Raw genomic sequence first — 10,582 nt, 5'->3', positions numbered from 1 at the left:
CACCATCGGCGGCTCGCGCGACGGCTGCGATGCCGCCCGCCGCGTGCTGGAGACGCTCTACGCACAGGCCGTGAAGGGGCAGGATCTCGACCAGGGCGAGGTCGAAGGTGCGATCCGCGCCGTGATCGCGCAGGGCTCGCTGTTCGAATTCGACGCGAAGTCGGGCAAGTCAAACTTCGACAGCATCAATTTGCGCAAGCGCCCGGTGCGCGCGCGCACCGCAGCACAGGATTCCTACATTCGCGCCTTGAAGCGCCACGAGCTGGTGTTCGGCGTCGGCCCGGCCGGCACCGGCAAGACCTGGCTCGCGGTTGCGCACGCCGCGCAATTGTTCGAGCGCAAGGAGGTCGACAAGATCATCCTGTCGCGTCCGGCGGTCGAAGCCGGCGAGCGGCTCGGCTTCTTGCCCGGCGATCTCCGCGAGAAGGTCGATCCTTATCTGCGCCCGATCTACGACGCGCTCTATGACCTCATGGATGCGCGCATCGTCGAGCGCGCGCTGCAGACCGGCGAGATCGAGATCGCGCCGCTCGCCTTCATGCGCGGCCGCACGCTGACCAATGCCGCCATCATCCTGGACGAGGCGCAGAACACCACGTCGATGCAGATGAAGATGTTCCTGACACGTTTGGGCGAGAACAGCCGCATGATCGTGACGGGCGATCCCTCGCAGATCGACCTGCCGAACGGCCAGACCTCGGGCCTGGCTGAAGCGACGCGCCTGCTCAGCGGCGTCGAGGGCATTGCGCAAGTTCATTTCAAAGCCGAGGACGTGATCCGCCACGAACTCGTGGCACGAATCGTCTCTGCCTATGAAGGGCAGCCGCAGCGGCCGGCCGCCGGTAAATCCTGACGAGACAACAGCCGGACCACAGGGGGCGCGGACATGTCGCCCCTTCGTTCCGAACAAAGACAATGTCACATCCCAACCTTCCCATGACCGAGGTCCTCGTCGTTGCCGATTGCTGGCAGCGCGAACCTGATTCCGAAGCCGTGATCCAGCGCGCGGTCGCGGCTGCCGCCGAGAGTGTCGACGAAGACGTCGCGGACGCCGAAGTGGCGGTGATGCTGACCGACGATGCCGGCATCCGCACGCTCAACAGCAACTGGCGCGGCATCGACAAGCCGACCAACGTGCTGTCGTTTCCCGCTCTCCAGCCGGAGGGGGATTGGAAGCCGGGCGATGCGCCACGCATGCTCGGCGACATCGCGATCGCCTACGAGACCATGCGGCGCGAGGCGGACGAGGAGCACAAGCCGTTCGAACATCATCTGAGCCATCTCGCCGTGCACGGTTTCCTGCATCTGGTCGGCTACGACCACGAGAACGACGGCGACGCCGAGGAGATGGAAGCGCTGGAAACGGAGATCCTGGCTCATCTCGGCATCCCCGACCCCTATGCTGATCGCGCAGGGACGCACTGAGATGCCGGATTCCGAACCTATCCACGACAATCCCCGCAACACGCCGAACCTGCCAGCCGTGGTGACGCCGAGCGAGGTCCTGCGACCGACCGCGGATGGCTGGCTGCTGCGCGCCATCCGCACGCTGTTCGGCTGGAAGGCGGGCTCGGTGCGCGACGACCTCCAGGTCGTGCTCGACGCCACGACGCCCGATGACACCGGCTTCTCGACCGTCGAGCGCACCATGCTGCGCAACATCCTCAGCCTGCATGAGCGCCGCATCGCCGACGTCATGGTGCATCGCGCCGACATCATCGCGGTGAAGCGCGACATCCCGCTCGGCGAATTGATGGACCGCTTCGAGAGCGCGGGTCATTCGCGGCTCGTGGTCTACAACGAGACGCTCGACGATCCCGTCGGCATCGTCCACATCCGCGATTTGCTCGCCTTCATGACGGCGCGCGCGCGTGTGTCTGACGCGACCAAAACCAAGCGCAAGAAACCGCTGCCGGCCGGGCTCGACCTGCGTACCGTCGATCTCGCGCTGCCGCTCGGCGAGGCGCGCATCATCCGCAAGCTGCTCTACGTGCCGCCCTCGATGCGGGCGATCGATTTGCTCGCGCAGATGCAGGCGACGCGTATCCACCTGGCGCTGGTGGTCGACGAATATGGCGGCAGCGACGGGCTGGTCTCGCTCGAGGACATCGTCGAGCAGATCGTCGGCGAGATCGACGACGAGCATGACAGCGACGAGCCGCCCTCGATCGTCCGGCTACCCGACAATGCCTTCATCGCCGATGCCCGCGCCAGCCTCGACGACGTCCGCACCGTGATCGGCGAGGACTTCGTCACCGGCGAGGCCGGCGAGGAAGTGGAGACACTGGGCGGTTATCTCGTCAGCTTCGTCGGACGCCTGCCGGTGCGCGGCGAGGTGATCTCGGGCCCCGGCCATTACGAGGTCGAGGTGCTCGACGCCGATCCGCGCCGCGTCAAGCGGCTGCGGATCTCGACGCGGAAGGAACGCCCCGCACCGCGCACCCAGCGCGAGAGCCGTCGCCGCGAGACCACGCCGGAGAGCGGCCAGCCGCCGTCCGGCGACACGCCCACCCCGCCGCCAGGCGACGGGACCGGCCCGCAGTGAGCGCCTTCCAGCGATTTCGGCAGATTGCGCTTGCCATCATCCTGACCTGGGGTTGGAAGCGCGCGCTCCTTGCGATGGGGTGCGGCGCGCTGTCGGTGCTGGCGCTGGCACCGTTCAACATCTTTCCGGTGCTGTTCCTCACCCTGCCCGTCATGGTCTGGCTGATCGACGGCGCCGGCGCCGGACGCTACAACGGCGTCCCCGCCGCGGCGCTGACCGGCTACTGGTTCGGGCTCGGCTATTTCGTGCCCGGCCTCTACTGGATCGGCAAAGCCTTCTTCGTCGATGCCGATATCTTTGCCTGGCTGACGCCGTTCGCCGTGCTCGGCCTGCCCGCCTATCTCTCGATCTTCACGGCAATCGGCTTTGCGCTGGCCCGCCTGCTCTGGACCAAGGATGCCACCCGCATCCTCGCGCTCGCTGCGAGTCTCACCATCGCCGAATGGCTGCGCGGTCACGTGTTGACCGGCTTCCCCTGGAACGCGTTCGGCTATGCGCTGTCCGAGCCGTTGCCGCTGGCGCAGGCGGCCTCGCTGATCGGCCTCTGGGGCATGACGTTCCTCAGCCTCGCCATCTTCGCGAGCCCCGCGGCGCTGATCGATCGCACGCCCGATCGCCGCCCGGCATGGCGCGCGCCGGTTGCTGCGATTACGCTTCTGATTGTCATGAGCATCTTCGGCGCGATCCGCCTGTCGCTGCATCCGACCACGATGGTCGCGGGCACCAAGCTGCGCCTGATGCAGCCGGACCTCCAGCAGGACGCCAAGTTCAACTACGCCGCCAAGGCGGAGGTGATGAAGAAGTACCTCGCGCTGTCGGACCGCGCCTCCGGGCCGCAATCAACCGGCGTGCGCGATGCCACCATCCTGATCTGGCCGGAATCCGCCTTTCCGTTTTTCCTGACCCGCGAAGCCGACGCGATGGCGCAAATCGCCGAGCTGCTGCCGAAGGGCACGGTGCTGATCACGGGTTCGGTCCGCGCGCCGGACCTACCGCGAGGAACGCCGGTCACGCGTGCCTATAATTCGATCTATGTGATCGATCACGACGCCAGCGTGCTCGCTGTGTACGACAAATTGCACCTGGTGCCGTTCGGCGAATTTCTGCCCTATCAGGATCTGATGGAGAAGCTCGGCTTCGAGCAGCTGACGCGGATGCGCGGCGGCTTCATTCCCGGAACTGTGCGGCACGCACTCATCGTGCCGGGCGCACCAAGCGCACTCCCATTGATCTGCTACGAAGCCATCTTTCCCGGCGAGGTTGCCGGACGCAACGAGCGTCCGGGCTGGATCGTGAACCTCACCAATGATGGCTGGTTCGGCATCTCGACCGGCCCCTATCAGCATCTGGAGCAGGCGCGGATGCGCGCGATCGAACTGGGATTGCCGCTGGTCCGCTCCGCCAACACCGGCGTCTCCGCTGTGATCGATCCGGTGGGACGAACGATCGCCAGCCTCGGTCTCGGGACCGAAGGCATTTTGGATGCAAGCCTGCCTGCAGCGATCCCGCCGACCATCTATGCGCGGGTCGGCGACGTGCCCGCAGCCATGCTGGTCGCGCTGGCCATGATTCTCGCAGTCCGCCGGCGTGTTGCCAAACGGCACCCGTGATCACACCGTCGCTTGCGGTTTTCGGTCGAACCGGCCGGAATCCTTTGACAACCGTAGTCGCACGGTTGACAGACTGCACGCGGGTTCCTCATTCTGCACCCGCTGCGAAAGACAGTGGGCATTGCTAAATTTCTCCGCAATGTTTCTCAATAACAGGGTTTGATTTTTACGCTGCTGGCACCTGAGGCATTCCGTCGATTGCGCTGAAGGTGGTGTTTGGAGGCTGAGGAAATGTCGAAAGCGCCCAACCCTGTTGACAAATATGTCGGCAGCCGCGTGCGCATGCGCCGCATCATGTTGGGCATGAGCCAGGAGAAGCTCGGCGAAGCTTTGGGCCTGACTTTCCAGCAGGTTCAGAAGTACGAGAAGGGCACGAATCGCGTCGGCGCGAGCCGCATCCAGCAGATCTCCGAGATTCTGCAGGTGCCGGTGTCGTTCCTGTTCGAGGGCGGCCCCAGCGGTGTGGCTGGTCCCGACGGCTTTGCAGAAGGCGCTTCGCCCTCTTACGTCTCGGACTTCCTCGCGACCTCCGAAGGTCTTGCTTTGACCAAGGCGTTCACGCGAATCATTGATTCGAAAATGCGCCGCTCCATCGTCGATCTCGTCGAGCAGATCGCGGCCCGCGAAGGTCCCGACAAGCGCTGACGCGCCACCTCAATCCGATTTGAGGCTGCGTGAAATCTGTCCTATGCCGTCATTTGCGGCCGCGCGTTGATGTGCGCCCTTTCAGATGATGCGATTCAAAGGCACAGATACTTCCATGGTCAGCTCCAACTGGTTCGATACCCAAACTATTCTCGATGGCATCCGTCGCTGGGTGGAGATCGAGACGCCAACGGAAGCTCCTGAACAAGTCAACAAACTCGTGTCGCTGGTTGCGGATCAACACCGCGATCTGCCTGTCACGCTCGAGCGCATCGCCGGCGTCGACGGTTGCGGCGATCATCTTCTGGCCCGCTCGGCCTGGGGCCAGGACCAGCCGGGTATCCTGGTGCTGAGCCACCTCGATACCGTTCATCCCCTGGGATTCATCGAGCGCCTGCCGTTCAAGGTCGAGGGCGACAGCGCGTTCGGTCCCGGCATCTACGACATGAAGGGCGGCGCCTATATCGCCCACCACGCGTTTCGTGCGCTCTGCGCCGACGGCAATCGCCCGCCGCTCGGCATCACCCACATGTTCACCTCCGACGAGGAGATCGGCAGCCCCACTTCGCGTGCACTGATCGAGAAGGAAGGGCGCAAGGCCAAATACGTGCTGGTGACGGAGCCGGCGCGCGACGGCGGCAAGATCGTCACCGGCCGCAAGGGCGTCGGACGCTTCAAGGTGTTCATCAAGGGCGTGCCCGCGCATGCCGGCTCGCGGCCCGAGGACGGCCGCAGCGCGATTCGCGAGCTCGCCAACGTCATCCAGACGCTGGAGGCGATGAACGATCTGACGCGCGGCGTCACCGTCAATGTCGGTTTGGTGCGCGGCGGCACGCGCCCCAACGTGACGCCGGAAGAAGCCTATGCCGAAATCGATCTGCGCGTGATGAGCTTCAGCGATGCGAACGAATTCGTCGGCAAGATCCTGGGGCTGACGTCGAAGACCGAGGGCGTCACTGTCAAGGTCACCGGCGAGCTCAACCGTCCGCCTTACGAGAAGGGCAATGCAGGCGCCTCGCTGTACGAGCACGCCAAGACTCTCGCGACCGAGATCGGCTTCGAGCTGATCGACACCTATACCGGCGGCGGCTCGGACGGCAATTTCACCGCTCCCTACACCGGCACGCTCGACGGGCTCGGCGTCGACGGCAAGGGCGCACACACCCATTATGAGCAGCTCTATGTCTCGTCGCTCGAACCGCGCGCACGGCTGCTCTATCGCCTCTATCAGACGCTGCGATGAACGAGCGCAAGTCGGACCCCGATCGCGACGACAGCGAGCGCGCATTCTTCGGGCGCCGTAAGGGCCACAAGCTCAGGCAGCACCAGACCGAGCTGGTCGATCATCTGCTGCCGCAGCTCGCGCTCGACATCAAGGGTGAAGCACCGGCGAGCGCCAACGAGATCTTCGATCCCGTCGCGGAGGATGTGCGGCTCGAGATCGGTTTTGGCGGCGGTGAGCATCTTGCGGCCGAGGCGCAGAACTTCGCCACGACCGGCTTCATCGGCTGCGAGCCCTATGTCAACGGCATGGCAAAGATCCTCGCGCAGATCGAGGCCGCCAAAATTGCCAACATCCGCCTGTTCGCGGGCGATGCCGCCGAATTGCTGGCCTGGCTGCCGAAGGCCTCACTGTCGCGGATCGACCTGATCCATCCGGATCCCTGGCCGAAGCGACGGCACTGGAAGCGGCGCTTCGTGCAGGACAGGACGATCGCGGCGATGGCGCGCGTGCTGAAGCCGGGCGGCGAATTCCGTTTCGTCTGCGACATCGACGATTACTGTGCCTGGACGCTGTCGCATCTTGCGCGCTCGCCGGATTTCAAATGGCTCGCGGAGCGCGCCGATGATTTTCGGCTGCCCTGGAACGGCTACACCATGACGCGCTATGGCAGAAAAGCCACGCGCGAAGGCCGCAAGGCGGCGTATCTGCGGTTTCGACGGTTTTAGATCGTCTGCCGGTTGCGCCAGAATTTCACGACGCGCTCGGCCGTCGACGGCATCAGGCGCGCGAAGTTCACGCGCGCTTGCTCGAGATCGGCTTCGGCGGGCCTGCGATGCGAACCGTACCACATCAGGATCAGCGCGCGCACCGTGGGCCAGCCGAGATTCAGCACGCGGCCAAGAATCAGGATCGGATCGCAGCGGTCTCCCGCGATCAGGCGGTCGAGGATCGAGAGGCGGATGCCGGCCATCGCCGAAAGCGAGGCGATCGATTCCTCGTATTTGTGCGCCTTTGCGAAGCCAAGCAACGCACTCTCGCCGAGATGACCCTCGCGGTGCAGGGCCAGCACCGTGCGCTGCGCCGCCGAAAAATCGCGACGCGGGCCCGGCGGGAGCGTGGCCTCCTCTATCGACGCCATCGCGCGCTTGATCTCGACCTGGCGCACAGGCTTGACCACGCTGGAGAGGCGGCGGCGAATGACATCGAGCGTGCCGTTCAGAAGCTCTTTAAGGTGTTCGCCCGAAAGGTCGTCGCGCTGGCCGATCTTGAGCGTCAGCACGCCGTCCTGTGACGCGCGCTTGATCATCGCGGAATAGCTGCCTGCCGAGAACACCGCACCGGCATTGCCCGCGGCACGACGCACCACGTCGCGGTCGCCGCGCTCAACCAGTACGTCGGTGATGTCCGCCGACAACGTCGGCCGCTCAGTCATCGCCAGCAAATGGCCTTGACCTTTCAGCCGCGCGATCTCGACCAGAGCCGCGTCGTCGAGCACGGGCGAGCGGCGCAGCACCGGGCCTGCCACCGCGATCTCGTTTTCACGCGCCAGCTGAGTAACCAGATGCGGCGGCGCGTTGTTGAGGTGCGAGAAGCGTTCGGCGAGATCGACGCGCGAGGCAAGCTCGGCATGCGGGACGAGATCGATCAGCAGATTGTCGAAGAGATCGACGAGATCGGGACGGAGCTTCTCGGCGTCCTGGAAGAATAATTGGGAGATCGCGCGCGCGATCTCGCCACGACGCCGGGGGTCGCCGCGTTTGACGATATCGTCCAGTCCGGGAATGAGCGACGTGGCAACGGTCATGAAAACGCAAACTCGTATAGGGCACGCCGCGGGTGCGCCCTTGGTCCAAGCCGCCCCACAATCAGGGAATTTAGGCCTCGGAGGTGAAGGAAGCGTTGCGCGGGGGGCCTGCCAGACGGGCGCAAAAAGCCTCGTCTGGCCCGCGATGGGCCTTGTCCGGGAGGGCGGAAAGGGCTATATCAGCGCCAATTCATCTTCTCATACGATCCGCGTAGTGAGAGTGGGCCCGAAAGGACCCGCTCTTTTTTATTACCTGAACGCGGCTTGGCGGAAGATGCGGCCCGACGCGCTGTCGGGAAAGTTCCGAAGCCGCTTTGAAATCGTAACGAAGCCTTAACCCAAGCCTAAACCGACGAGCGCCTTGACCCCTGATATGACCGAACCGAACGCTGGTTCCAAGGATTCTGAGTTGTTGGCCGAACCGAGGCTCGTGGTCGAGCCGGGTGCGGCTGCACGGGTGTCGGCGGTTGCGGGTCCGGTGCTCGAGGGTATGGGCTATCGCTTGGTGCGGATCCGCATTTCCGGCGAAGCCGGCTGCACCGTGCAGATCATGGCCGAGCGGCCGGACGGATCGATGCAGGTCGAGGATTGCGAGGCGATCTCGCGAGCGCTGTCGCCCGTGCTCGACGTCGCCGACCCCATCGATCGCGCCTACCGGTTGGAAATCTCCTCGCCGGGAATCGACCGTCCGCTGGTGCGTCGTTCCGATTTCGAACGCTATTCTGGTCATCTGGTGAAGATCGACATGGCCGTCGCCCATGAGGGGCGGAAGCGGTTCCGCGGCATGCTGGGTGCGGTCGAAGGCGACCGCGTGCATCTGCGCCGCGACGATGCCAAGGCCGGCGACGATACCGAAGTTCTCCTGACGATGGAAGATATCGGCGAGGCACGCCTGGTGCTGACCGACGAGCTGATCGCGCAATCCATGCGCCGCGGCAAGGCCGCGGCGCGCGAGATGCGCCGCGATCTCGGCATCGAGCCGCCGAAGGCGCCGCACGCCGAGATCAGCGAAAAGACCACCAAGAACACCAAGCCGACGAAGAAGCCGGCCCCGACCAATACGAAGAAACATCGCCTGGCCGCCGACCGCGTGCGGCGGGGCGAGATCGATCCTGACGAAGGAGACTAGCCATGGCAGTCAGCGCCAATCGACTTGAGTTGCTCCAGATCGCCGACGCCGTTGCGCGCGAGAAATCGATCGACCGCGGCATCGTCATCGCGGCGATGGAGGACGCCATCGCCAAGGCGGCGCGGGCCCGTTACGGCAGCGAGACTGACGTTCATGCCGAGATCGACCCCAAGAAGGGCGAGCTGCGGCTGTCGCGCCACATGCTGGTCGTCGAGACGGTCGAAAACCATTCCAACCAGATCTCGCTGGTGGACGCGCAGCGCGCCAATCCCGGTGCCCAGGTCGGCGACACCATCGCTGACACCCTGCCGCCGCTGGAATACGGCCGCATCGCCGCCCAGTCGGCCAAACAGGTCATCGTGCAGAAGGTGCGCGAGGCCGAGCGCGACCGGCAATATCAGGAATTCAAGGACCGCATCGGCGACATCGTCAACGGCGTCGTCAAGCGCGTCGAATATGGCAGCGTGATCGTCGATCTCGGCCGCGGTGAAGCCATCATCCGCCGCGACGAAATGCTGCCGCGCGAAGTGTTCCGCAACGGCGACCGCGTGCGCGCCTACATCTTCGACGTCCGCCGCGAGACCCGCGGCCCGCAGATCTTCCTCTCCCGCACCCATCCGCAGTTCATGGCGAAGCTGTTCGCGCAGGAAGTGCCTGAAATCTATGACGGCATCGTCGAGATCAAGGCGGTCGCTCGCGATCCCGGCTCGCGCGCGAAAATCGGCGTGATTTCCCGCGATTCCTCGGTTGATCCGGTCGGCGCTTGCGTCGGTATGCGCGGCTCGCGCGTGCAGGCCGTGGTGAACGAATTGCAGGGCGAGAAGATCGACATCATTCCCTGGTCGCCGGACATCGCGACCTTCGTGGTCAACGCGCTGGCGCCGGCCGAAGTCTCCAAGGTCGTCATCGACGAAGACCGCGAGCGCATCGAAGTCGTCGTGCCCGATACCAACAACCAGCTCTCGCTGGCGATCGGCCGCCGCGGCCAGAACGTGCGTCTGGCCTCGCAGCTCACCGGCTGGGACATCGACATCCTGACCGAGCAGGAGGAATCGGAGCGCCGCCAGGCCGACTTCGAGAACTCGACCCGCGTCTTCATGGAATCGCTCAACGTCGACGAAGTGGTCGGCCAGCTGCTGGCGTCCGAAGGATTCACCTCGGTCGAGGAACTCGCGATGGTGGACCTCAAGGAACTCGCCGGCATCGAGGGTTTTGACGAGGAAACCGCGCAAGAGCTCCAGAACCGTGCCCGCGAATATCTCGAGCAGCAGGAGGCCGAGATCGAGACCAAGCGCAAGGAGCTCGGTGTCGAGGACGCCGTCAAGGACGTGCCCGGCGTAACCTCCAAGATGCTGGTCAAGTTCGGCGAGAACGACATCAAGACGGTCGACGACCTCGCCGGCTGCGCCACCGACGATCTGGTCGGCTGGACCGAGCGCAAGGAAGGTGGCGAGCAGACCAAGTTCGCCGGCGCGCTCGATGGTCTCGAAATCTCCCGTGACGATGCCGAAGCCATGATCATGCAGGCCCGCGTCAAGGCCGGCTGGATCACCGAGGCCGATCTCGCCAAGCCAGCCGAAGAGGCTGAGGCGGCTGAAGATCAGCCGGCTTAAGGGCAAGGGAG

At 64.7% G+C, this 10,582-nt stretch carries 10 protein-coding genes; 9 read left to right on the top strand and 1 reads right to left on the bottom strand.

Annotated features, from left to right (window positions below; genetic code table 11):
* From IVB29_RS20965 to trmB, 7 genes are all read left to right on the top strand, one after another.
* Positions 1-853: PhoH family protein (locus tag IVB29_RS20965; RefSeq protein WP_247505286.1), on the top strand; the 853-nt coding region annotated here is incomplete at its 5' end.
* A gap of 62 nt (positions 854-915) precedes the next feature.
* Positions 916-1,425, top strand: a complete 510-nt coding sequence (gene ybeY / locus IVB29_RS20960; protein ID WP_247505285.1) for an rRNA maturation RNase YbeY — start codon at positions 916-918, stop codon at positions 1,423-1,425.
* A gap of 1 nt (position 1,426) precedes the next feature.
* The gene (locus IVB29_RS20955) at positions 1,427-2,545 is read left to right on the top strand and encodes a hemolysin family protein (RefSeq protein WP_247505284.1); all 1,119 of its coding nucleotides are present in this window, start codon (positions 1,427-1,429) and stop codon (positions 2,543-2,545) included.
* The gene (lnt, locus tag IVB29_RS20950) at positions 2,542-4,155 is read left to right on the top strand and encodes an apolipoprotein N-acyltransferase (RefSeq protein ID WP_247505283.1); all 1,614 of its coding nucleotides are present in this window, start codon (positions 2,542-2,544) and stop codon (positions 4,153-4,155) included. The genes IVB29_RS20955 and lnt overlap by 4 nt, the downstream gene beginning before the upstream one ends.
* A 231-nt stretch (positions 4,156-4,386) precedes the next feature.
* On the top strand, positions 4,387-4,800 hold the full coding sequence (locus IVB29_RS20945) for a helix-turn-helix transcriptional regulator (protein ID WP_247505282.1): 414 nt from the start codon (positions 4,387-4,389) through the stop codon (positions 4,798-4,800).
* A gap of 85 nt (positions 4,801-4,885) precedes the next feature.
* Positions 4,886-6,043, top strand: a complete 1,158-nt coding sequence (locus IVB29_RS20940; protein WP_247505281.1) for a M20 family metallopeptidase — start codon at positions 4,886-4,888, stop codon at positions 6,041-6,043.
* Positions 6,040-6,750: a tRNA (guanosine(46)-N7)-methyltransferase TrmB gene (gene trmB, locus IVB29_RS20935; RefSeq protein ID WP_247505280.1), complete on the top strand. Its 711-nt coding sequence runs from the start codon at positions 6,040-6,042 to the stop codon at positions 6,748-6,750. The genes IVB29_RS20940 and trmB overlap by 4 nt, the downstream gene beginning before the upstream one ends.
* On the opposite strand, the gene IVB29_RS20930 is transcribed toward trmB, so the two are convergent.
* On the bottom strand, positions 6,747-7,829 hold the full coding sequence (locus tag IVB29_RS20930) for a DUF2336 domain-containing protein (protein ID WP_247505279.1): 1,083 nt from the start codon (positions 7,827-7,829) through the stop codon (positions 6,747-6,749). The two genes, trmB and IVB29_RS20930, sit on opposite strands and share 4 nt — an antisense overlap.
* A gap of 373 nt (positions 7,830-8,202) precedes the next feature.
* Between IVB29_RS20930 and rimP the strand changes: the two genes are divergently transcribed.
* Positions 8,203-8,958 (top strand): ribosome maturation factor RimP, encoded by a 756-nt coding sequence (gene rimP, locus IVB29_RS20925; RefSeq protein WP_247505278.1) that lies wholly within the window; start codon positions 8,203-8,205, stop codon positions 8,956-8,958.
* Positions 8,959-8,960: 2 nt separating this feature from the next.
* Positions 8,961-10,571, top strand: coding sequence for a transcription termination factor NusA (gene nusA / locus IVB29_RS20920; protein ID WP_247505277.1), 1,611 nt, complete (start codon positions 8,961-8,963; stop codon positions 10,569-10,571).
* The last annotated feature ends 11 nt before the right edge of the window (positions 10,572-10,582 follow it).

It is taken from the genome of Bradyrhizobium sp. 1, assembly GCF_023073315.1.
Lineage (GTDB): Bacteria > Pseudomonadota > Alphaproteobacteria > Rhizobiales > Xanthobacteraceae > Bradyrhizobium.
The sequence above is the reverse complement of the archived record's forward strand: the minus strand, read 5'-3'. Positions and strand labels throughout refer to the sequence as shown.